General features: G+C 70.8%; 20 protein-coding genes. 6 read left to right on the top strand and 14 right to left on the bottom strand.

The features are described from left to right. Positions 1–10: 10 nt before the first annotated feature. The 9 genes from ACIPK3_RS21330 to ACIPK3_RS21290 all read right to left on the bottom strand — a co-directional run bounded on the left by ACIPK3_RS21330 (position 11) and on the right by ACIPK3_RS21290 (position 8,386). Positions 11–1,444: a sensor histidine kinase gene (locus tag ACIPK3_RS21330; protein WP_402571816.1), complete on the bottom strand. Its 1,434-nt coding sequence runs from the start codon at positions 1,442–1,444 to the stop codon at positions 11–13. An 18-nt stretch (positions 1,445–1,462) separates the two neighbouring features. Beyond that, positions 1,463–2,374, bottom strand: a complete 912-nt coding sequence (locus tag ACIPK3_RS21325) for a DUF5936 domain-containing protein (protein ID WP_402571814.1) — start codon at positions 2,372–2,374, stop codon at positions 1,463–1,465. 82 nt (positions 2,375–2,456) lie between these two features. Continuing rightward, complete coding sequence (locus ACIPK3_RS21320; RefSeq protein WP_402571813.1) at positions 2,457–3,401, bottom strand: type II secretion system F family protein; 945 nt, start codon at positions 3,399–3,401, stop codon at positions 2,457–2,459. An 8-nt stretch (positions 3,402–3,409) separates the two neighbouring features. Further along, the gene (locus ACIPK3_RS21315) at positions 3,410–4,747 is read right to left on the bottom strand and encodes a CpaF family protein (protein ID WP_402571812.1); all 1,338 of its coding nucleotides are present in this window, start codon (positions 4,745–4,747) and stop codon (positions 3,410–3,412) included. Positions 4,748–4,777: 30 nt separating this feature from the next. After that, on the bottom strand, positions 4,778–5,122 hold the full coding sequence (locus ACIPK3_RS21310; protein ID WP_402571810.1) for a TadE/TadG family type IV pilus assembly protein: 345 nt from the start codon (positions 5,120–5,122) through the stop codon (positions 4,778–4,780). Between the two features lies 1 nt (position 5,123). Beyond that, complete coding sequence (locus ACIPK3_RS21305; RefSeq protein WP_402571808.1) at positions 5,124–5,501, bottom strand: pilus assembly protein; 378 nt, start codon at positions 5,499–5,501, stop codon at positions 5,124–5,126. Further along, positions 5,498–6,748 (bottom strand): CpaE family protein, encoded by a 1,251-nt coding sequence (locus ACIPK3_RS21300; RefSeq protein ID WP_402571806.1) that lies wholly within the window; start codon positions 6,746–6,748, stop codon positions 5,498–5,500. Before ACIPK3_RS21300 ends, ACIPK3_RS21305 begins: the two co-directional genes overlap by 4 nt. Positions 6,749–6,760: 12 nt before the next feature. Next, a complete protein-coding gene (cpaB, locus tag ACIPK3_RS21295) occupies positions 6,761–7,462 on the bottom strand; it encodes a Flp pilus assembly protein CpaB (protein WP_402571805.1) in 702 nt (233 codons plus the stop codon). Between the two features lie 63 nt (positions 7,463–7,525). Beyond that, positions 7,526–8,386 (bottom strand): hypothetical protein, encoded by an 861-nt coding sequence (locus ACIPK3_RS21290; RefSeq protein ID WP_402571803.1) that lies wholly within the window; start codon positions 8,384–8,386, stop codon positions 7,526–7,528. 483 nt (positions 8,387–8,869) lie between these two features. On the opposite strand from ACIPK3_RS21290, the gene ACIPK3_RS21285 reads away from it, so the two are divergent. After that, positions 8,870–10,225: a M14 family metallopeptidase gene (locus ACIPK3_RS21285; RefSeq protein WP_402571801.1), complete on the top strand. Its 1,356-nt coding sequence runs from the start codon at positions 8,870–8,872 to the stop codon at positions 10,223–10,225. Between the two features lie 10 nt (positions 10,226–10,235). Here ACIPK3_RS21285 and ACIPK3_RS21280 read toward each other — a convergent pair whose 3' ends face one another. Further along, complete coding sequence (locus ACIPK3_RS21280; RefSeq protein ID WP_402571799.1) at positions 10,236–10,781, bottom strand: hypothetical protein; 546 nt, start codon at positions 10,779–10,781, stop codon at positions 10,236–10,238. Positions 10,782–10,904: 123 nt separating this feature from the next. On the opposite strand from ACIPK3_RS21280, the gene ACIPK3_RS21275 reads away from it, so the two are divergent. Then, positions 10,905–12,170, top strand: a complete 1,266-nt coding sequence (locus tag ACIPK3_RS21275; RefSeq protein ID WP_402571797.1) for an amino acid deaminase — start codon at positions 10,905–10,907, stop codon at positions 12,168–12,170. Positions 12,171–12,286: 116 nt separating this feature from the next. Here ACIPK3_RS21275 and ACIPK3_RS21270 read toward each other — a convergent pair whose 3' ends face one another. Further along, entirely contained in the window at positions 12,287–13,120 is an 834-nt protein-coding gene (locus ACIPK3_RS21270) for a serine protease (RefSeq protein WP_402571795.1), read from the bottom strand. A 246-nt stretch (positions 13,121–13,366) separates the two neighbouring features. Here ACIPK3_RS21270 and ACIPK3_RS21265 point away from each other — a divergent pair, with 246 nt between their 5' ends. The 4 genes from ACIPK3_RS21265 (at position 13,367) to ACIPK3_RS21250 (ending at position 17,252) form a co-directional block, all read left to right on the top strand. Then, positions 13,367–14,578 carry a pyridoxal phosphate-dependent aminotransferase gene (locus ACIPK3_RS21265; RefSeq protein WP_402571793.1) on the top strand — a complete coding sequence of 404 codons (1,212 nt, stop codon included), beginning with the start codon at positions 13,367–13,369 and terminating at the stop codon, positions 14,576–14,578. Positions 14,579–14,681: 103 nt separating this feature from the next. Further along, positions 14,682–15,101: a hypothetical protein gene (locus ACIPK3_RS21260; RefSeq protein WP_402571792.1), complete on the top strand. Its 420-nt coding sequence runs from the start codon at positions 14,682–14,684 to the stop codon at positions 15,099–15,101. 292 nt (positions 15,102–15,393) lie between these two features. Then, positions 15,394–15,981 (top strand): tetratricopeptide repeat protein, encoded by a 588-nt coding sequence (locus ACIPK3_RS21255; RefSeq protein ID WP_402571790.1) that lies wholly within the window; start codon positions 15,394–15,396, stop codon positions 15,979–15,981. Beyond that, positions 15,978–17,252 (top strand): glycosyltransferase, encoded by a 1,275-nt coding sequence (locus ACIPK3_RS21250; protein WP_402571788.1) that lies wholly within the window; start codon positions 15,978–15,980, stop codon positions 17,250–17,252. The genes ACIPK3_RS21255 and ACIPK3_RS21250 overlap by 4 nt, the downstream gene beginning before the upstream one ends. Before the next feature lie 61 nt (positions 17,253–17,313). Here ACIPK3_RS21250 and rfbD read toward each other — a convergent pair whose 3' ends face one another. The 3 genes from rfbD to rfbC form a co-directional block, all read right to left on the bottom strand. Next, the gene (rfbD, locus tag ACIPK3_RS21245; protein ID WP_402571787.1) at positions 17,314–18,225 is read right to left on the bottom strand and encodes a dTDP-4-dehydrorhamnose reductase; all 912 of its coding nucleotides are present in this window, start codon (positions 18,223–18,225) and stop codon (positions 17,314–17,316) included. Further along, positions 18,222–19,196, bottom strand: coding sequence for a dTDP-glucose 4,6-dehydratase (rfbB, locus tag ACIPK3_RS21240; RefSeq protein ID WP_402571785.1), 975 nt, complete (start codon positions 19,194–19,196; stop codon positions 18,222–18,224). The genes rfbD and rfbB overlap by 4 nt, the downstream gene beginning before the upstream one ends. A 1,657-nt stretch (positions 19,197–20,853) precedes the next feature. Beyond that, complete coding sequence (gene rfbC, locus ACIPK3_RS21235) at positions 20,854–21,471, bottom strand: dTDP-4-dehydrorhamnose 3,5-epimerase (RefSeq protein WP_402571783.1); 618 nt, start codon at positions 21,469–21,471, stop codon at positions 20,854–20,856. Between the last annotated feature and the right edge of the window lie 28 nt (positions 21,472–21,499).

Genomic DNA, 21,499 nt, shown 5'->3' with positions numbered 1-21,499 from the left:
ACGACTCCTGTCATACGCCTTGGGTGGGGGGTGTCAGCGCAGCCAGCGGGAGTTCCAGCAGGACCTCCGTGCCCGCGCCCCGGGAACCGGCGCCCAGGTGGAAACGGGCACCCACGGATGCCGCCCGCTCCGCCATGCCGACCAGGCCGAAGTGACCCGAGTGACGCAGTTGTTCGAGGGTGGTGCCGGGCGGCAGACCGCGGCCGTCGTCGTGGACGCGGACGCGCAGCACGTCGCCGTGGACTCCCGCCTCCACGTCCACCCGGTCGGGCGAAGCGTGGCGTTGGGCGTTCTCCAGGGCCTCCGAGACGACGGAGAGGAGCTGACGGGCCACCGCCGGCGGAACGGGCGGCAGCACACGGTCGCCGGTGCGGCGGTGGACGGCCCACAGGCCCGTCCTGGCCGCGAAGTCGGCCGTACGGGCCGCGATTTCGGCCGACAGGTCCATGCCGTGGGTCGGGTCGTGTTCGCGGCGCAGGTCGGTGAGGAGTTCCCGGGTCTCGGCCGCCGCCCTGCGGGCCGAGCGGGCGACCAGCTCCGCCTGTTGCCTGAGCAGGGCGGGGTCGACACGGGCGCCCGCGGCGGCCGAGTCCGCCAGGCCGTCGGCGGCGAGGGCGACGCCGTACAGGGTCTTCGCGACCGAGTCGTGCATCTCCCGGGCCAGGCGGGCTCGTTCCGCGCTGACCGCCTCCGTCACCGCCAGCCGGGCCTGGACCGTGGTCAGGGCCCGGCTGGCGGCGCCGAAGCGGAGCATCAGGTTGCGCAGGGTCGAGCCCACCGCGCCGGCGATGACACAGAGGCCGGGCAGGAGCAGAGACTCGGCGAGCTCCGTCCGGTGGGCCTCCTTCAGGGTCGCGTGGACCAGGAGCAGGATCAGCGCCTGGAGCGACGCGAAGCAGGCCGCGCCCCGCCAGCTGTAGACCAGGCCCGCGAGCAGCGGTGTGCAGACACTGACGTAGGCGAGTGTGGTGTCCGGGCCGGCCGAGACGAGGAGCAGGGAGCCGAAGAGGGTGTCCGCCGCGAGGAGGGTGGGGTGGCGCAGCAGGAGGGGGCCGAAGCGCTCCCAGTCGCGGAACAGGACGTAGGAGGCCATGAAGGTGACGACCACGGCCGCGCCCACCAGGCGGACGCCCAGGCCGGGGGCGGCGTTGACGAGGGCTGCGGGGGCGGCCAGGGCGATCATGGCCAGCCGGAAGCCGAAGACCTGACGGCACATCGCCTGGAGGGCACGGATCTGGATCTTCTCAGTCCCGGGCAGTTGGTCGTCCGCGCCGCCGGGCAAGGCCTCGAACACCCCGCCCCCACCGGGCGCGGCCCCCAACGCCCCGCCCGCATCACGCGCAACCCCGGACGCCCCGCCCTCGCCGCGCACGTCCCCCGGCCGCCCCCGTGCGCCGAGCCACTCCCGGCCCGTGTGCCCCGTGTGGCCGTTCGCCACCGTCATGCCCGTCACCCGTCCCGCCTACTTCCCCGTGACCGAGCCGAAGTCGACGCCGGAGCCCAGGAGCAGGCCCGCGCCGAGCAGCAGCATGGTTGCCGGAACCATGAACGTGGTGATCATCAGCGTGGCTCTGGGTACCGCGCGGGCGGCCTTGCGGCGGGCGTTCTGGGCGTCCGTGCGGCGCATGTCCTTGGCCAGGGAGACGAGGGTGTCGACGATGGGGGCGCCGAGTTCCTCGCCCTGCTGCAAGGCGGTGACGAACATGGCCACCTGCTCGGAGTCGTTGCGGCGGCGCAGTTCGGCGAAGGCCTGGCGGCGGCTCATGCCGAGGTCCATCTGGCGCAGGGTGATGCGGAGTTCGTCGGCCCAGGGACCCTCGTACCGGTTCGCCACGCGGTCCAGGGCCTGGCGGAAGCCGAGGCCCGCGCTGACCACCACCGCGAGGACGTCCAGGAAGTCGGGCAGGGTCCGCTCGATCACGTCCTTGCGGATGCGCATCGCCGACCAGATGCCGACCTCCGTCCAGAACGCGCCGAAGGCGAGCAGGATCAGCGCGACGAGGTAGTTGCCGCGCATCAGCATCACCAGGAAGCCGACGCCGCCGAGGGCGCCGTACACCGCGCGGCGGGCCGCGTAACGGTCGATGGTCAGACCGCCGGGGTTGCCCGCGAGGTCGATGCGGCGGCGGTATCCGGCCACCCGTGCCGGGCCCATCAGACGCAGGACCAGGGGTGCGTAGCGCATGCCCATACGGTCGACCAGGGAGTACACCGCGCCGGTGCGGGTGGCGCCCACCTCCAGGGCGATCGCCAGGTCGCCGGGCAGTTTGACGTCCGCCCGGTACATGCGGATCCCGGCGAAGATTCCCCAGACGGCCAGGGCCATGGCCGCGGCCAGCAGGAGTCCGATGCCCGCTCCCGTTGACGCTCCCATCGACAGTCCCATTGCCGGTTCCGTTGCCAGTTCCGTCGTGAGTTCCGTCGTCAGTTCTGTTGCCCGTCCCATTGCCGCCCCCTCAGACGTCGATCCGGCTCATCCGGCGGATGAGGACGAAGCCGATCGCGTACAGCCCGAACGCGATGATCACGCAGGCCTGACCGATCGGTGAGCCGGTCATGCGGGCCAGGGCGCCGTCCTTGACGCCGTCCATGAGGAACAACGCGCCGATGCCGAGCACGGGTACGGCGTACGAGGTCATGGTCACCTGGGCGAGCTGGGTGCGGATCTCGCGACGGGTCTCCTTGCGCTCCTCCAGCGTCTCGGTGAGGTTGCGCAGGGCGGAGACCACCTGGCCGCCGGCCTTGTTGGACAGGACGAGGGTGGTGACCAGGACGACGAGTTCGCGGGAGGGGAGCCGGTCGGCGAGTTCGCCGAGCGCGTCGTCCAGTGAGTGCCCGACCGACAACTGGTCGGCCACCTTGGCGAGTTCCTCGCCGGCCGGGGCCTCCAGTTCCTCCGCCGCCATGCCGATCGCGGTCCGCAGGGCGAGGCCGGCCTGGGTGGCGTTGGCCAGGATGCGGGCCAGTTCGGGGAGTTGGCCGATGAAGCGTTCGATCCGGCGCTGGCGCTGCCAGTCGAGGAACCTCAGTGCCGCCCAGATGCCGCAGAGTCCGGCGATGGGGCCGAAGAAGGGGGCCAGGGCGGCCGCGCCGACGAGCCAGAGGGCGGCGGCGGCCGCGAGCATGCCGACGAGGAATTCGCCCGGGGTGACGTCCAGACCGGTCGCCGCCAGCCGCAGTTCCAGCTTCCGGCCGGGCGTGGTGCGGCGCAGCCGCCGGTCGAGCGTGCGGAAGCGGCGTCGGCGGCCGGAGTCAGGGAGTTCACCGGTGTAGGACAGGCGGTCGATGAGCGCGGCGCGCTGTGCCCCGCCGGCGGCGTAGATGTGGATGCCGACGACGGCCAGGACGCAGGTCAGCAGGGTGACGCCGGTGGTGAGCGCGACGAGGGTGTGCAGTTCCATGGGGCGGCCTACCTGGCTTCTCGGGTGGCGAGCTGGTGCGTGCCCTGGGCGACACCGAAGGCCTGCGGGATGGGCTGGCTCGCCATGTAGAGGCGGTCGGCGGTGCGGCGCGGGAGCGGGAAGTGGTGGAAGGCGCCGTGCACACGGCCGTCGTGGGTCATCGGCTGGGCGTCGAAGCGGGCCACCGTCGCCAGCCGGTACGGCTCGCTGCCGTGGCTGTCGAGGAGGGCGATCTCGGTGATGCGGCGGGCGCCGTCGGCGAACCGGGTGAGCTGGACGAGGACGTCGACGGCGCTGTTGATCTGGTCGTGCAGGGCGACGAAGGGGACCTCGACGTCGGACATCGAGGCGAGGGTCTGGAGCCGGGTGAGGGCGTCCTCGGCGCTGTTGGCGTGGACGGTGGCGAGTGAGCCGTCGTGGCCGGTGGACATCGCCTGGAGCATGTCGAGCGATTCGCCGCCGCGGACCTCGCCGACCACGATCCGGTCGGGCCGCATGCGCAGCGAGTTGCGGACCAGGTCGCGGATGGTGACCTGGCCCTGGCCCTCCACGTTCGGCGGCCGGGACTCCAGGCGGACGACGTGTGTCTGCTGGAGCTGGAGTTCGGCGGAGTCCTCGATGGTGATGATGCGCTCGTGCGCCGGGATGAGCCCGGACAGCGCGTTGAGGAGGGTCGTCTTCCCGGTGCCGGTGGCTCCGGAGACGATGAGGTTGAACTTCGCCTGGACCAGGCCCGCGAGCAGAAACAGCATGTGCTGGTCGAGGGAGCCGAACTCGATGAGTTCCGGGAGGGTGTAGGAGCGCGGGAAGCGCCGGATGGTGAGCGTGGGCCCGGTGAGCGACAGCGGCGGGATGATGACGTTGACGCGTTCGCCGGAGGGCAGGCGGGCGTCGACCATCGGATTGGACTCGTCCACGCGGCGGTTGACGGTCGAGACGATGCGTTCGATGGTCTGCATCAGCTGTTCCTGGGAGACGAAGCGCAGCGGCAGCTGCTCGACCCGGCCGGCTCGCTCCACGAAGATCGCGTCGGGGCCGTTGACCATGATCTCCGTGATGGAGGCGTCCTCCAGGAGCGGTTCGAGGATGCCGAGGCCGAGGGCCTCGTCGACCACCCGGCGGATCAGCTGGGCGCGTTCGGCCGTGGACAGGACCGGGCCCTCGCGGCTGATGATGTGCCCGAGCACCCGTTCCAGCCTGGCCCGGCGTTCGGCCGCGGCGAGCGAGCTCATCTCCGCGAGGTCGATCTCCTCCAGGAGCTTGGCCCGGTAGGCGGCGACCAGTTGGCCGTCCTCGCCCCGGCTGCCGTGCTCCTCGGGGGAGTTGATACGTGCCCGCAGGCTCATGGGTGGGGGCTCCTCGTTCCTGGTCCTCGGTCAGTGGTCGAGCGGCATGGTGGCGGTCCGGTGGGCGTCGCCGAGGCCCCAGAGGATCTTGGGGATGCGGACGGTGGCGGTGACGGTGACGGTGTCGCCCCCTGGTGAGTCGTCGCACTGCACTGCGATGCCTCCGCTGACCGCGTCCGCGCACGCCTGCTGCGCGCTCTCTCCCAGCGAGGCGGCTCGCGCGCCCGCGCGGGCGGCGGTTCCGGCCTGCTCGGCGGCGTAGGCGACGGCCCCGATCTGGATGCCGGCCAGGCCGACGAGCAGCAGGACCGGGATGAAGCCCAGGTATTCGATGGCGACCTGACCGGAGTCGCGTCGCCCGCTGCGGCGGGACATGTCAGCGCTTCACCTCCTCCACGGCTCCGGCGTGGCCGTGCACCGTGACCGGGAAGCCGATCGCGCCGGGGAAGAGGACGGGGACCTTGAGGCGGACGTCGGCGGTCACCCGGCCGGTCCCGCCGCAGGTCACCGAGGCGTCCCCGCTCCACGCCGAGGGCAGGTCCTTCAGCCCCGCGGCCCGGCAGGCGCCGTCGCGTTCTCCGCGCGGCACGGCCGTCCCGGCCCGTACGGCCTCGTCGGCGGCGTTCCCGGCGAGCGTGAAGGTGTAGCCCACGAGCACGGCCTGCCACATCAGCACCAGCGTCAACACGATCACCGGGGTCATTCCGAGCAACTCGATGCTGACCTGTCCCTTGTCCCCTCCCGGTCGTCTCATCCCCGCTCCCCTCCCTCCTTCCGCCGCCGGAATCCCACCGCCCCGTGGCCCCGTTCGCCGCGGTGCGTGGCCTCGGCCGGGCGGGCCAGGCCGAGTTCACCCGCGAGCGCCCACAGGGCCTGCCGCACGGTGCTCCTGCCGTCGAGTTCGTGGAGGCGTCCGGCGTCCACGGCGCCCTGGAGTTCCTTGAAGGCCGCCGGGATGGCGGTGCCGGCCAGCGCGGTACCGGTGACGCGCTGGATGAGCGGCGGCTGGATCTCCGTACCGCGGGTGTGGCGGTTGACGACGACGGTCGTCTCCTCGGCCTTGCGGATCTGGAGGCGGTCCCACATCCGGACGGTGCGTTTGGCGGCCCGTACGGCGACCACGTCGGGGGTGGTCAGCAGCAGGGCCGTGTCGGCCATCTCCACGGCGGCGGCGCTCGCGCCGGTGAGCTGGGCGCCGCAGTCCACGACGACGACCTCGTAGCGGGCGCGGACGGCGCCGACGATCTGGCGGGCGGCGTGGTCGGTGACCTCCTCGCCGCGTTCGCCCTCGCCGGGGGCGAGCAGCAGGGCGAGCCCGGTGTCGTGGCGGAAGACGGCGTCGGCGAGGACGCGCGGGGAGATGTCGGTGATGGCGGCGAGGTCGGCGACCGAGCGGCGGAACTGGACGTCGAGGTAGGAGGCCACGTCGCCGGTCTGGAGGTCCAGGTCGACCAGGGCGGTGGGACGGCCGGACGCCTGTGCGGCCAGGGCGAGTTGTACGGCCGTGAGAGTGGTGCCGACGCCTCCCTTGGCGCCGCTGACCGTGACGACCGTGCCGCCGGTGCCGGGCAGTACGTCGGCGCCGTGGCCGAGGTGTCGGCGTACGCCGGTGGACCACTGCGCCACGGCCTGGACGCGGTTGCCCAGTTCCTCGTAGCCGAGGGGGTAGCCGACCAGGCCGCGGGCGCCGGAGTCCATGGCGGCGGCGAACAGGCCGGGGCCGACGTCGGTGGTGACGAGGATGACGCCGACGGCCGGGAAGCGCAGGGCGATCTCGCGGATCAGTTCCAGCGCGGGGACCGGGCCGATGCGCTCGTGCACGACGACGACCTCGGGCAGTTCGTCGACGGACTCGGCGGCGAGGCGGGCGAGGGTGTCGACCAGTTGGGTGGAGTCGGTGACCGGGGGGACCGGTTCGGCGTCCGGGAGCTGGCTGAGCAGGGTGGTGAGGGAGCGGACCGCGTCAGCGTCGGCGCCGGCCGGGAGGATCCTGATGGGCATGCGGGCCGCCTCTCACTTGTCCGTCGCGAGTTCGTAGGTGCGGTCCTTGTCGGGGACGGTGGTCGCGCCGCCGGGGGCGACCAGTGCCAGCCGGACCCGCTGGGCGAAGGACTCGGCGTAGGTGATGCGCTGGGCGTCGATGGTGGACAGGGCGAAGGTGATGGGGACGGCGTCGGTGGGCTGCTGGTTCTTGTCGTCCGGTTCCAGGGAGGTGAGCTTGCCGACGGCGAGGACCCGGGCGTTGGTGACGATGATCTTCGACTGGTCGGGTTCGCCCACCTTCTTTCCCTCGAAGGTGGCGTAGACGTTGACCAGGGAGCCGGGGGTGATCTTGCCGGCCACGCCGGTGGCCGCGTCGATCATGATGGCGACCTCCTGCTGGCCCGCCTGGAGCGCGGGCTGGTCGACGATCATGTCGGTCTGGAGCAGGGAGCCCTTGCGCAGGGTGGTGACGGCGATCTTGCCCTCGATCCCGCGGAGGTTCGTGACGGCCGTGGACGACAGCCAGCGCCTGGGCATCGTGATCTTCTCGAACTGCCGCGTGTTCAGCGTCGTGTAGGGAGCCACGTCGGAGCTGAGCCGGTAGGCGGTGACCTCGGGGCCGACCTTGGACTTCACGTCGTCGATGACGGAGAGCACGCCGGCGAACGCGCCGAGCGCGCACAGGACCGACAGGGTCAGGAGTATCACGCCGCGGCGCTGACGGGAGTTCATGAACCGTGCAACCTCATTGGTGGTAAGTCGGTCGAGCGGGATCGAGGGGGTGGGCGGGGCCGGTCAGGCGGGTGCGCGTTGCTCCAGGGCGCGTGGTGCGGGCGGTTCACGGCCGGGCGGGGTGGCGGAGCAGAACACGCACCGGTCGCCGATGAGGTCGATGCCGCACCAGTGGCAGCTGCTCTGCCGTACGGAGGCGACGAGTTGGTAGAGGACGGAGGGATCGGCGAGGTAGCCGCAGAACTCGATGACCTTCCCGGTCCCCCACCAGCGGGCCGACTCGGCGGGCAGCGGGACCTCGCGCAGTCCGTGCGTGCCCCAGGTGGAGGCGAGCCCGGCGGGCCAGTCGGACTGCAGCTGGCCCTTGGCGAGCAGCATCCAGGTGCCGAACTCGGGCCCGGCCAGGGTGGTGTCGGGGCCGACCCGGACGAGCCGCGGCTCGGGGTGGGCGACGACGGCGAACTGACTGCCCGGCACCCAGGACTTGGCGTGCGCCTTGAGTCCGACGGGTACGCGGTCCAGCCGGGCCACGGAGCCGAGGACCGCACCGGCGTGGATGTAGTGGGTGAGCAGCCGTCCGGCGGAGGCGAGGACGCCGGGGCCGAGGTCGCAGGACGCGAGCTGGCGGAGCTGGCGGGCGAGGACCGCGATGCCGAGTGGCGGCAACTCGGGTCGGAACAGGGCGATCCGGTCGCTCTCCATGAGCGAGCGGAGGGTGTGCAGCCGCTGGGTGACCCCCGCGGGCGCGGCGGCGGAGCTGACGACGATCACATGCCCGTGCTGCTCGACGAGCGCCTGGAGCTGGGCCAGCGCGTCGCCCAGCGGCCGTTTGTCGAGGTCCCGCAGCACGGTGGCGGGCACGGTCCGCTCGTCCTGCGCCGGCAGCTCCATGTCGGCGCTGGTCACGGCAATGGCAGTTGGCACGCGCAGCTCCCCGCTCTTCCCACCCGCCGGTCCACCGGTGTTGTTCCAGCGCCCCGGGACGACGTCACTGCGTGACTACCCGAGCACTGTACTCACGCCCCTGTGACCGGAGAACAGCTTTGCGTAGCCGACCGGGATCCGCGTGCTCGCAAGTCCCTGCAAACCGGGACAGGTTGAACAAGAGTCAGGTGGCCGGCCCGTCCCGGACGGCACAGAAGGGCGACGGGAGCCCTTCGCCTCCCGCGCCCGGCACGGCCGATTCGCGCGGGGCGACCTTTGTCCGCTCTTGACCCGCTCATGCCAAAGCTGCACCATGAGCGCCACCCGCACAGCCCACATACGGCCTACAAAAGGCCCACGTACGGACCACACCCGGCTAGCGCACAGCATCCGCACCCCGCACCGTCGCACTGAAGTACCCCCAGCTCCGCTCCACTCCCCACTCCGGCAACCCCGGACCTCCTGGAGACCCAAGGAGAACTCATGCGACTTCGCACGCGCGGCTCAGGCATCCGCGGCAGCAGACGGACAGCCGCGCTCGGCACCCTGCTGGCCCTCGCACTCGCGGCACCCCTGTCGGCCACGGCCACGCACGCCAGCGCCGACAGCGCCCGTGGCGCGGCCCCCTCCGCCGACGACATCCAGCAGTACGAGATCCACCAGGGCACGACCCGGGTGACCCGTACGGCCATCCAGCAGACCGGCGTCACCGTGGACGAGGCCGACGAGGAGAGCGTGGTCGTCTCCGGACGCGCGGACCAGGTCAAGCAGCTCAAGAGGCTCGGCTACGACGTCACCCCGCTGGGCGCCGCACCCGACCGGTCCTCCGCCGCCGACGGCACACGGCTGTTCGACTTCCCGTCGGCCGACTCGAAGTACCACAACTACGCGGAAATGAACGCGGAGATCGACCAGCGGCTCGCCGCCTACCCGGGCATCATGAGCAAGCGGGTGATCGGCAAGTCGTACCAGGGCCGGGACATCGTCGCGATCAAGGTCAGCGACAACGTCGCCTCCGACGAGAACGAACCCGAGGTGCTCCTCACCTTCCACCAGCACGCGCGCGAGCACCTGACCGTGGAGATGGCGCTGTACCTGCTGCGGGAGCTGGGCGCCGGCTACACCACCGACTCCCGGGTGACGAACATCGTGAACAGCCGGGAGATCTGGATCGTGCCGGACCTGAACCCGGACGGCGGCGAGTACGACATCGCCACCGGGTCGTACCGCTCGTGGCGCAAGAACCGGCAGCCCAACAGCGGTTCCTCGGCCGTCGGTACGGACCTCAACCGGAACTGGAACTACAAGTGGGGCTGCTGCGGCGGCTCCTCCGGCACCAAGTCGTCCGAGACCTACCGGGGTTCCGCCGCCGAGTCGGCCCCCGAGGTGAAGGTCGTCGCCGACTTCGTGCGCGGCCGGGTCGTCGGCGGCAAGCAGCAGATCAGGGCGGGCATCGACTTCCACACCTACAGCGAACTGGTGCTGTGGCCCTTCGGCTACACCTACTCCGACACGGCCACCGGGATGACCGCCGACGACGCCGCCGCGTACAAGGCACTCGGGCAGAAGATGGCCGCCAGCAACGGGTACACCCCGGAGCAGTCGAGCGACCTCTACATCACCGACGGGTCGATCGACGACTACCTCTGGGGCACGCACAAGATCTTCGACTACACCTTCGAGATGTACCCGAAGTCGGTCTTCGGAGGAGGGTTCTACCCGCCCGACGAGGTGATCGAGCGGGAGACCTCACGAAACCGGGACGCGGTGTTCCAGCTGCTGGAGACCGCCGACTGCGTGTACCGCGTGATCGGGAAGGAAGGCCAGTACTGCGCCTAGCCGCTGGGGCTCAGTCCTCGAAGTAGGCGTCGAGCACCGCGTCCAACTGCTCTTCCCACTCCTGGAAACGACTCCTGGCCGTCGCCTCGATCTCGATCGGGTACCAGCGGCGGTCAGGAGTGTGCACCGTGACGGTGAACCGCTTGCCGAAGCGGGACGCCTCCGTCTGGACCGCGCCGATCTCGTCCCAGCGGAACTCGCAGGACTCCTCGTCGAGGTTCAGCCGTACGCCCTTGCGGTCGGCCACTATCCGGGCACGACGGTCGGCGGCCTCGAAGACCGGCCCTCCCGTGGCCTCCTCCGCGGACTCCTCCGCTGCCGCTTCTTCCGTCCCGGCCGCTTCCTCCGTCCGGGCCACCTCCGCCGCCTCCGTCACGGCCGCGTCCTCGGTCACCGCTCTCCCGGCCGCTTCCGGCTCCGCGCCGACCGGCACGGCGTCGGCCGGCTTGGCGTCGGCCGGCTCGGCGGATGCGGGGGCGGTGAGCCCGGGGACGAAGGCCGGGTCGAATCCGGCGCCCTCCAGGGGCTTGCTGCTCGATCCTATGCGCTGCTCCACGGCCGCAGTATGGACGACGGACGCCTCCCGTAACCAGCCAACCCACCCTTGACCCTGGTTCGGCCCGGTCGCTAACGTCCGCCGGGCACCAAATGCACCAAACGCGGCAGCTCAGGAGGATTCATGGACAAGGAGGCGATCGCCGGTCTGGCCGGCGAGCGTGTCGACCACCGTTTCAAGGGCCTGCCGCCGGATGCCGACGGGCTGACCGTCGGCGAGCTGGCGGCTCAGCGCCGCAACCTCTTCACCGGTGGATTCCCCACCCCTGTACTGGCCCTGTCCGCCGAACGCCTGGAGCACAATCTGACGGTCATGGAGGCCTACGCCGCCCGCCACGGCCTCGCCTTCGCCCCGCACGGCAAGACCACGATGGCCCCGCGGCTCTTCCACCGCCAGCTGGAGCACGGGGCGTGGGGCATCACGCTCGCCATGCCGCACCAGGTGCGGGTGGCACGGGCGTTCGGGACCGAGCGCGTCTTCCTCGCCAACGAGCTGGTGGACGCCGCGGCACTGCGCTGGATCGCCGCGCAACTCGCCGCCGACCCCGCCTTCCGCTTCGTCTGCTACGTCGACTCGGTGCGCGCGGTGGAGCTGATGGACGCGGCGCTGCGTGGTGCCGACCGCCCGCTGGACGTGGTCGTGGAGCTGGCCGCGGGCGAGGACGCGCGCACCGGGGCACGCACCGAGGCGCAGTGCCTGGCGGTCGCGGAGGCGGTGACCGCCGTACCGACGCTGCGGCTGGTCGGCGTGGCGGGCTACGAGGCGGAGGTGCCCGGAGCCGATCCGGACCGGGTGCGGGGGTGGCTGCGCCGGCTGACCGGCCTGGCCGTCGCCCTCGACCGCGCGGGACACTTCGCGGACGCCGGGGAGATCGTGGTGAGCGCGGGCGGCAGCGCCTGGTTCGACGTGGTCGCCGAGGTCTTCGCGGAGTTGCCCGGACTCTCCCTGCCGGTGCTGAAGCTGCTGCGCTCGGGCGCGTACGTCACACACGACGACGGGCACTACGGCAAGCTCACCCCGTTCAACCGGGTCGCCGGCCAGGGCGCCCTGGAGCCGGCTTTCCGACTGTGGGCGCAGGTCGTCTCCCGCCCGTCCGGCGAGGAGGCCTTCGTCAACGCGGGCAAGCGCGACGCGGGGCACGACCTCGGCCTCCCGGTCGCCGTGGTGGTGCGCCGGGACGGGGCGGAGCGTCCGGCCACGGACATCACGGTGACCGCGCTGTCCGACCAGCACGCCTGGCTGCGCACCGGACCGGAGGCGGATCTGGAGGTGGGCGACTGGGTCGGCCTGGGTCTGTCCCACCCGTGCACGTCGTTCGACAAGTGGCCGCTGATCCCGGTGGCGGAGGCGGACGGGACGGTCGTGGAGTACATCCGTACGTTCTTCTAGCCGTACTCCTGGCCGTACTCCTCGTTGTACTCCTGGCCGTACTTCTGGCTGCACTTCTGGCCGCGCCCAGGGGCACGCGGCCCGGCTGTGTGCGCCGGGTCGCGTGCCGGAGCGGGTTACGGCTTGGGCAGGGTGCAGCCGGCCGCGTTGAGGTTGAGCACGTTGCCGGTGGTGAAGCAGGCCGGGATGTTGTAGGTCTCCTCGGCGTAGTTGATGCCCTTGCGGACGGTGACCGTGCCGTTCTCGGCGACCTCGCACGGGTTGTTCACGGTGCAGCGCGCGCCGTCCTCGTTGCCCGTGTTGTTGACGGCGACCACCTGGCCGGTGGCGGTGTCGATCACCGGGGAGCCCGAGGTGCCGCCGATGGTGTTGCAGGCGGAGGTGTAGCGGACCGAGTCCTTCCAGGTCCAGTCACCCTCCTTGAGCCGGTAGACGAACCCGTCGACGTTGCAGCTGTAGGTCCGCTTCCAGTAGCCGGAGACGACCTTGATGGCGGTGCCGGCGGCCGGGTGCGACGCGCTCACGGTGAGCGCGTTGATGCCGTACGAGTTCTTGATCGACGCGTAGGTCGTGGTGGTGCGGTAGATCGTGACGTCCGTGTCCGTCATGGTCGAGTAGACGACCCGGTTGGCGCGGAGCGTGGCGATCCTGGAGCCCGAGGAGTTCAGCAGGCCGAAGGTGCGGCTGGAGGACTGGTTGGTGATGACCTCGCCGGGGTCCGGGAAGCCGGTCTCCAGGCAGTGACCGTTGGTCATCACGAGCGCCGGGTCGGTGTCCACGGAGCCTGCGAAGCGGATGACCGAGCCGGAACAGTTGCTGAGCGAGACGGTGCCGGCGTAGGTGACGGTCACCGCCGGTGCCTTGGCCGTCTGGGGTACGGCCACCGCGGGTGCCATGCCGGCCGCGGTGATCACCAGGGCGGCCAGCGGGACAAGGAGAGGCTTGTTCATGTGGGGTCCCCTCTGCAGACGTGAGCGACCGGAGATCTTCCGGCCGCTTCTTGTCATGCACATTCTGAAGGGGCCCGGGGGGTGGGGACAAGAAGCCGTACATGTACCCCGAGGCGCGGACCGTCAACTCAACTCACCCGGGAGAGGGGCGGATTCGGCCACCGACGGACATCGGCGCAAAACGCGCCGTCCCACGTGGCGGAAAACACGACCCATGGGGCGTTACCGGGCCGTAAGCTCACGCACATGCAGGTGATCCAGTCGACCAAGCTCGCCAATGTCTGTTACGAGATCCGGGGGCCGGTTCTTGAGGAGGCGATGCGGCTGGAAGCGGCAGGCCACCGCATCCTCAAGCTGAACACCGGCAACCCGGCGGCCTTCGGTTTCGAGTGCCCGCCGGAGATCCTGGAGGACATCCTCCGCAACGTCTCCACCGCACACGGTTACGGCGACGCCAAGGGCCTGCTGGCCGCCCGCCGCGCGGTCGTCATGCACAACCAGACCATCGGCATCGAGACGGACGTCGAGCACGTCTTCATCGGCAACGGCGTCTCCGAGCTGATCGTGATGGCGATGCAGGGCCTGCTGGACGACGGCGACGAGGTCCTCGTACCGGCGCCCGACTACCCCCTGTGGACGGCGGCCGTCTCTCTCTCCGGCGGCACGGCGGTGCACTACCGCTGCGACGAGCAGTCCGACTGGATGCCCGACCTCGCCGACATCGAGCGCAAGGTCACCGACCGCACCAAGGCGATCGTCATCATCAACCCGAACAACCCGACGGGTGCGGTGTACGACGAGGCCATGCTCAAGGGGCTCACCGACATCGCCCGCCGGCACAACCTGCTGGTCTGCTCGGACGAGATCTACGACAAGATCCTCTACGACGACGCGACGCACACACCGACCGCGGCCGTCGCCCCCGACCTGCTGACCCTGACCTTCAACGGCATGTCGAAGGCGTACCGGGTGGCCGGCTACCGGGTCGGCTGGATGTCGGTGTCGGGCCCGCGCGCGCACGCCGACTCCTACATCGAGGGCCTGACGATCCTGGCGAACATGCGGCTGTGCGCGAACATGCCGGGCCAGCACGGAGTCGTCGCCGCGCTCAGCGGCCGCCAGACGATCAACGACCTGGTACTGCCGGGCGGCCGGCTGAAGGAGCAGATGGACACGGCCTACGAGCTGCTGACCCAGATCCCCGGGGTGAGTTGCGTGCGGCCGAAGGGCGCGCTGTATCTCTTCCCGCGCCTCGACCCGCAGGTCTTCAAGATCAAGGACGACCGGCAGATGGTCCTCGACCTGCTCCGGCAGGAGAAGATCATGGTCGTCCAGGGCACCGGCTTCAACTGGCCGGAACCCGATCACTTCCGCGTGGTGACCCTGCCGGCGATCGGGGACCTCCGGGACGCGGTGACCCGAATCGGCACCTTCCTGGACGGATACAGCCAGCCGTGACCAGCGGACCGCGGTCCGTGACCCGACTCAACTTTAGACGAAATCCAAGCTAGGATGGCTTCCTGACAGGGCACAGGCCTGTCTGAGGACAGGAGGCCATCCCATGTACGAGCCGATCCGCACCAAATCGGTCCACAGTCCGATGGCCGAGCTCGCCGACTTCCCCCACCGGTCGCGCGAGGAGGAGCTGGACATCCAGCTCGTGGGGCACCTCGCGGCACTGCTCGCCGTCACCGACGAGCTGCGGGCGCTCACCCCGTCGGCCGACCTGGACACGGCGGCCGAACGGCTCGCCGAGCAGGTGGCCCGGCTGCGCGACGGACGGACACCGCCCCGCGCGGCCGACACCGGGACCGACGACCGGGTGACCTCCCTGCACGAGCGGGCCCACACCCTCGCCGGCCGCGCCCTCGTCGTCGCGGCCTCCCGCGCCGACACCTCGGTGGCGATCCTCACGGCCGAACGCATGGACGCCCACAGCACCGCCCTGGCCGACCCGAGGCACCTCAGCACCACCCCCTGACCTCACCCCCGACCCCACCCCGGGGTCCCTCCGACGGCCCCGGTCCGCGCGCACCCACAGCGACGCGCGGACCGGGTGCCACGAACCCCCGCATTCCGCCGGGCGGGGCAACTCCCTTTCCATCCGATCACTTTGGCGACCGAATTCGGGTCGGTGCCTGCATTCGGGTGGACTGCGCATCCCATTGCCTGCCGAATCGCTGTGTCGTGACGCCGGACTCGTAACGTCTGTGCAAAAGACGGCGGTTCGGACTTCTACGAGATGTGACAAAGTGAAACGTAGGCGATGGTGGGTGGGGCTTTCCGGTGCGGCCGCGATCGCGGCCGGCGTCACCATCTGGGCGGTGCAGGCGCATTCCGGAACGGACTCCGAGGCGGCGGTCCCGGACGAACGGGAAACCAACCTCCTTCTCCAGACCGCCCTGCTCCAGCAGAAGTACCAGGACCCGCAGGGAGCGGTCAGCACCTACCAGCGGCTGCTGCGCCTCGACCCCGAGAACAAGCTGGCCTGGTACAACCTGGGAGTCCTCGCCCAGCAGAAGGGCAGTACGGCCGAGGCCCGCACGGCCTACGAGAAGGCCCTGAAGATCGACCCGGACTACGCGTCGGCACTCTTCAACGAGGCGATCCTACTGAAGAAGAGCGAACCCGACCACGCCGCGGAACTGCTCAGACGCGCCATCACCGCCCAGCCCGAGGCGCCCACCGCGCATCTGCAACTCGGCCTGATCCTTGCGGACAAGGACCGTTCCGACGACGCCCGGGAGGAATTCCGGCGCGCTGTCGCGTCCGACCCCTCACTGCTTTCCGAAGTCCCCGTGGAATTCCGGGACTCTGTCAGCCCCGAACCGAATTCGAGCCAAGCAGGGAGTAGCGAATGAAGCCGACGGCGACCCCGAGGTTCTCCGTCTTCACCCCCAGCCACCAGCCCCGTTTCCTCGACGAGTGCCTGGCGACCCTTCAGGCTCAGACGTGTTCGGACTGGGAGTGGATCGTCCTGCTCAACAACGGCGCCCGCTGGCGCCCGGAGCAGCCCGACGAACGGGTACGCGTGGAGATCGCGGACAACCTCGACGGTGTGGGCGCGGCGAAGCGCAGGGCCTGCGAACTCGCCCGCGGCGAGATCCTCGTGGAACTCGACCACGACGACCTGCTGGCGAAGGACTGCCTCGCCGAACTCGGCAAGGCGTTCGACGCGCACCCCGACGTCGTCTTCGTGTACAGCAACACCGCGCAGATCCAGGAGGACGGCTCCCGGGACGACACCCGCTTCGACGAGTCGTTCGGCTGGGAGTACCAGGAGGTCGACGTCGACGGCCGCAAACTGCTCCAGGTCGTCTCCCTGGAACCGACACCGCACAACGTGGCCTACATCTGGTACGCGCCCAACCACGTGCGGTCGTTCCGCAGGAAGAGCTACGAGAAGGCCGGCGGCTACAACCCCGACCTCACGGTCCTCGACGACCAGGACCTGATGTGCCGGCTGTTCCACGTCGGCGACTTCCACCACATCAACCGGTGTCTGTACCTCCAGCGGGTGCACGACGCGAACACCCAGCGCGACCCGGAGATCAACGCGCACATCCAGCGCGAGACGGTCGCCATGTACGACCGGTACATCGAGGCGAACGCGCTCGCCTGGACGATGCGGCGCGGGCTGGTCGCGCTGGACCTCGGCGCGGCCGTCCGCAAGCCGCCCGGCTACGTGGGCGTGGACCGCCGCCCGGGAGACGGCGTCGACATCGTCGCGGCCCTGCCCGAGCGGCTGGACCTGCCGGACGACTCCGTGGGCCTGGTGCGCGCGGTGGACTTCCTGGAGTACGTGCCGGACAAGGTGCCGCTGATCAACGAGCTGTACCGGCTGCTGGCGCCCGGCGGCATGCTGCTGACCATGACCCCCAGCTCCGACGGCCGCGGCGCGCACCAGGACCCGTCGCACAGCGCCTACTACAACGAGAACTCGTTCTGGTACTACACGGACGACAACTACCGTTCCTACGTCCCCGAGATCGAGGCCCGTTTCCAGTCGTCGCGACTGGTCACGTACTACCCGACCGACTGGCACTCCAAGAACGACATCTCGTATGTGGTGGCGAACCTCATCGCGATGAAGAAGGGCGCCGCGCGCTGCGGCGGGAAGCTGCTCGTCTGAGCCCGTTCCGGTCCCATGACGAGGGCGCCCGGCAGGCCGTCAGGTCCACCGGGCGCCCTCGCTATGCCGGGCAGACGCTCGCGCGTGCCGCTTCGGCCAGGGCCGTGAAGGCGGGCGTCGCGAACGCCTCCGCCAGCTGGTCCTCCCACGGCGGGAGCGGGGCGAGTGCGGCCCGCCGCCAGTTGTCGTGGCCGAGCACCCCGAACCCCGGGCGGGCGGCCGGACGCGGGAACCGGTCGGAGCCGACCGGGCGGATCCGTTCGGGGTCGAGACCGGCGAGCCGGAAGGTCTCCCGCGCCAGCCCGTGCCACGTGGTACGGCCGGACGCCGTGCCGTGGTACACACCGGCCGGTGCCCGCCCGGCCGACGCGGCCCGGCCGAGCACGGCCAACTGCCGGGCGAGCGCGCGTGCCCAGGTCGGTTGTCCGTGCTGGTCGGCGACCACCTCCAAGGCCGGACGGCGGGAAGCGAGTTCCAGCATGGTGGTGACGAAGTTGCGGCCATGGGCGCCGTAGAGCCAAGCGGTGCGCACCACATGGCCGGAGTGCGGCAGCAGTTCGGTGACCGCCCGCTCCCCCGCCAGCTTGCTCCGCCCGTACGCGTTGAGGGGCCGGGCCGGCGCGTCCTCCGGGTACGGCTGGACGGCGTCGCCCGGGAAGACGTAGTCGGTGGAGACGTGCAGCAGGATCGCGCCGGTGTCCGCGCAGGCTCGGGCGAGGTGCCGGACCCCGGTTCCGTTCACGGCCGTTGCCGCCGCTTCGGAGTGTTCGGCGCCGTCGACGTCGGTCCAGGCGGCGCAGTTGACGACCACGCGGTGTCCGGCGACGGCGGAGCGCACGGCGACCGGGTCGGTGATGTCCAGCGTGTCCCGGCCCGCCGCGGTCACCACCGTGCCGGGATCGGCGGCGAGTTCGGCCAGCAGCTCCCGGCCCAGGAGTCCGCCCGCGCCGGTCACCAGCCAGTTCGTGGTCATCGCAGCGCCGCCCGCGCCCTGAGCGGCTCCCACCAGTCGCGGTTCGCCCGGTACCAGGCGACCGTGGCGGCCAGGCCCTCGGCGAAGGACACCCGTGGCACGTAGCCGAGTTCCTCGCGGATCTTGCTGTCGTCCAGCGAGTACCGCAGGTCGTGTCCCGGGCGGTCGGCCACGTGCTGGACGCGGTCCCAGTCCGCGCCGACCGCGTCGAGCAGCAGGCCGGTGAGCTTGTGGTTGGTCAGCTCCGTCCCGCCGCCGATGTGGTAGACCTCGCCGGGCCGGCCGCCGTGCAGGACCAGATCGATGGCGCGGCAGTGGTCGGAGACGTGCAGCCAGTCCCGGCTGTTGCGGCCGTCCCCGTACAGGGGGACGTCGCGCCCGTCGAGCAGGCTCGTGATGAAGAGCGGGACGACTTTCTCGGGGAACTGGTGGGGCCCGTAGTTGTTGGTGCAGCGGGTCACCACGACGTCCAGGCCGTGCGTGCGGTGGCAGGCGAGGGCCAGCAGGTCGGCAGCCGCCTTCGACGCGGCGTAGGGGGAGTTGGGCGCGAGCGGCCATCCCTCGGTCCAGGAGCCCTCGTCGATCGAGCCGTACACCTCGTCGGTGGAGACATGGACGAAGCGGCCGACGCCGTGCCGGTGCGCCGCGTCGAGCAGTACCTGGGTGCCCAGCACGTTGGTGTGCACGAACGGGTCGGCGCCGTCGATCGACCGGTCCACGTGCGACTCGGCGGCGAAGTGCACCACCACGTCCTGGCCGGCCATGACCCGGTCGACGGTGTCCGGGTCGCAGATGTCGCCGGGTACGAAGGTGTAGCCGCGGTGGTCCGCCACCGCCGCCAGATTGGCCTCGACTCCCGAGTAGGTGAGTTTGTCGAGGACGGTGATCCGTGCCGCGGAGTCCGCGGTCAGCCGGCGGCGCACGTATTCGGAGCCGATGAATCCGGCACCGCCGGTCACGAGGACGCGCATGGTTCTCCGAGTCTTCTCAGGTCGTCCGGTCATACGGACGGTGCCCGCGAGGCCGAGACCTCGCGGGCACCAGTCGGTCATACGTGGGTCACGGCGTCGCGCAGACGGCGTAGACGGTGCCTCCGAGACTGACGCCGGAGGCCTGCCAGCCGATGGGAGTGGCGCCCGCCGTCGCGGGCACCGGGTGACTGTCCACGACACCCGCGACCAGGAAGGTGCCACTGACTCCACCGCCGGTGGCGACCTGACCCGCGTCGCAAAGCGCGGTCCCGGACCCAAGGGCGTCAACAGGGGCAGTGACTACTGTCGCGCCTCCGAAGCCCGGACCCGTGGCACCCGTGGCACCCGTGGCACCCGTGGCACCCGTGGCACCCGTGGCACCCGTGGCACCCGTGGCACCCGTGGCACCCGTAGCACCCGTAGCACCCGTAGCACCCGTAGCACCCGTAGCACCCGTAGCACCCGTAGCACCCGTAGCACCCGTAGCACCCGTAGCACCCTGAGCGCCGTTGGTGCCGTTGGTCCCGTTGGTTCCGTTCGTGCCGTTGGTCCCGTTGGCACCCTGCGGCCCCGCGACACCCTGCGGACCCTGAACACCCGGAGCGCCGTTGAGGCCGTTGGTGCCGTTGGTCCCGTTGGCGCCGTCGGCACCCTGCGGACCCGGGACACCCTGCGGACCCTGAACGCCCGGAGCGCCGTTGGTTCCGTTGGTGCCGTTCGCGCCCTGCGGACCCGGGACACCCTGAGGGCCGTTGGCTCCATTGGTGCCGTTGGTCCCGTTGGCACCGTCGGCACCCTGCGGACCCGGGACACCCTGCGGACCCTGAACGCCCGGAGCACCGTTGCTGCCGTTGGTGCCATTGGTGCCGTTGGTCCCGTTGGTGCCGTTGGCGCCCTGCGGCCCCGGGACACCCTGCGGACCCTGAACGCCCTGGGTGCCGTTGGTGCCGTTGGCGCCCTGCGGACCCGTCGCGCCCTGAGGACCCTGAGTGCCGACACCCGTGGCGCCCGTGGCGCCCGTAGCACCGGTGGCGCCCGTGGGACCCGTGGGACCCTGAGCGCCGTTGGTGCCGTTGGTGCCGTTCGCGCCCTGCGGACCCGTCGCACCCTGAGGACCCTGAGTGCCGTTGGTGCCGTTGGAACCCTGCGGACCCGTCGCACCCTGGGGACCCTGAGTGCCGTTGGTGCCGTTGGCGCCCTGCGGACCCGTGGGACCCGTGGGACCCGTCGGGCCACGTGCGCCCTGGGGGCCCTGATTACCCTGCGGGCCACGCGATCCCTGCGGACCGCGATCGCCACCGCCACCGCCACCGCTCGGTGACGTGTACTGGGCGGCCGCCGCGACCGTGCTGCTGCTACCCCGGTGGACCGCGTCGGTGATGGCCGCCGCGCTCGGGGCAATGCTGAGTACCGCTGCGAGAGTGCCCGCCGAAACCAGACCGGCGTGCCTCAGGCGAGAATTTCGAATCGTTCTACGGTTCAAGTGAGCCTGCCTCACAGAATTTGAATCGAACCGCAAGCACGCGCACTCGATGCGCTTCGTTCGCCTGCGTGCCGCGTGACGTACTGACCGCGGCCGTCGGCAATTCTTCGCAGATCTCCACGGAATAGTGACAAACGATTCCCATGTCCCCTTCAAAGATCACCCGTGCAGTCCTCAAATAGCGGCTGCGTGGGTGACGGGCCCGGCGAGATTCGCACGGTGGGCGGTGCAGTCGTCGAAGGAGGGCAGCAGACCCAGCCGTCCGGCCTCCGCCAGGGTCGGTGCCGCCGCGTCCTTGTCCGAGAGCACCGGCACCAGGTCCTCGGGCCAGGCGATGCCCAGTGCCGGGTCGAGCGGGTCGATGCCGTACTCGCGCCGTGGCGCGTATCCCTGCGAGCACAGGTAGACGACGGTGGACTGATCCTCCAGTGCCATGAAGGCGTGGCCGAGGCCCTCCGAGAGGTAGACGCTGCGATGCGTCACGTCGTCCAGCCGGACCGCCTCCCACTTGCCGAACGTCGGTGAGCCGGTGCGGATGTCGACCACCACGTCGAGGACGGCGCCGCTGACACAGATCACGTACTTGGCCTGACCCGGCGGGACGGCCGCGTAGTGGATGCCGCGCAGGGTGCCGCGAACGGAACGGGAGCAGTTGGCCTGCGCGAGTCCGAGCCCCTGCCCGGTCGCCGTGCGGAACGCGTCGCCGCGGAACCACTCGTGGAACCGGCCCCTGTCGTCCGCGAACACCCTGGGCGTGTCCACCCAGGCTCCTTCGATGTCCAGTGGTCGCACGCCACCGCTCCTTCCGCCGTACGGGGAG

The organism is Streptomyces sp. NPDC086787, assembly GCF_044745865.1.
Lineage (GTDB): Bacteria > Actinomycetota > Actinomycetes > Streptomycetales > Streptomycetaceae > Streptomyces.
The sequence above is the reverse complement of the archived record's forward strand: the minus strand, read 5'-3'. Positions and strand labels throughout refer to the sequence as shown.

What these genes read in the sequence shown, in the direction of transcription:
- ACIPK3_RS21330 (WP_402571816.1), bottom strand. Translation starts at nt 1,444, where the DNA reads ATGACGGTGGCGAACGGCCACACGGGGCACACGGGCCGGGAGTGGCTC.
- ACIPK3_RS21325 (WP_402571814.1), bottom strand. Translation starts at nt 2,374, where the DNA reads ATGGGAGCGTCAACGGGAGCGGGCATCGGACTCCTGCTGGCCGCGGCC.
- ACIPK3_RS21320 (WP_402571813.1), bottom strand. Translation starts at nt 3,401, where the DNA reads ATGGAACTGCACACCCTCGTCGCGCTCACCACCGGCGTCACCCTGCTG.
- ACIPK3_RS21315 (WP_402571812.1), bottom strand. Translation starts at nt 4,747, where the DNA reads ATGAGCCTGCGGGCACGTATCAACTCCCCCGAGGAGCACGGCAGCCGG.
- ACIPK3_RS21310 (WP_402571810.1), bottom strand. Translation starts at nt 5,122, where the DNA reads ATGTCCCGCCGCAGCGGGCGACGCGACTCCGGTCAGGTCGCCATCGAA.
- ACIPK3_RS21305 (WP_402571808.1), bottom strand. Translation starts at nt 5,501, where the DNA reads ATGAGACGACCGGGAGGGGACAAGGGACAGGTCAGCATCGAGTTGCTC.
- ACIPK3_RS21300 (WP_402571806.1), bottom strand. Translation starts at nt 6,748, where the DNA reads ATGCCCATCAGGATCCTCCCGGCCGGCGCCGACGCTGACGCGGTCCGC.
- cpaB (WP_402571805.1), bottom strand. Translation starts at nt 7,462, where the DNA reads ATGAACTCCCGTCAGCGCCGCGGCGTGATACTCCTGACCCTGTCGGTC.
- ACIPK3_RS21285 (WP_402571801.1), top strand. Translation starts at nt 8,870, where the DNA reads ATGCGACTTCGCACGCGCGGCTCAGGCATCCGCGGCAGCAGACGGACA.
- ACIPK3_RS21275 (WP_402571797.1), top strand. Translation starts at nt 10,905, where the DNA reads ATGGACAAGGAGGCGATCGCCGGTCTGGCCGGCGAGCGTGTCGACCAC.
- ACIPK3_RS21270 (WP_402571795.1), bottom strand. Translation starts at nt 13,120, where the DNA reads ATGAACAAGCCTCTCCTTGTCCCGCTGGCCGCCCTGGTGATCACCGCG.
- ACIPK3_RS21265 (WP_402571793.1), top strand. Translation starts at nt 13,367, where the DNA reads ATGCAGGTGATCCAGTCGACCAAGCTCGCCAATGTCTGTTACGAGATC.
- ACIPK3_RS21260 (WP_402571792.1), top strand. Translation starts at nt 14,682, where the DNA reads ATGTACGAGCCGATCCGCACCAAATCGGTCCACAGTCCGATGGCCGAG.
- ACIPK3_RS21250 (WP_402571788.1), top strand. Translation starts at nt 15,978, where the DNA reads ATGAAGCCGACGGCGACCCCGAGGTTCTCCGTCTTCACCCCCAGCCAC.
- rfbD (WP_402571787.1), bottom strand. Translation starts at nt 18,225, where the DNA reads ATGACCACGAACTGGCTGGTGACCGGCGCGGGCGGACTCCTGGGCCGG.
- rfbB (WP_402571785.1), bottom strand. Translation starts at nt 19,196, where the DNA reads ATGCGCGTCCTCGTGACCGGCGGTGCCGGATTCATCGGCTCCGAATAC.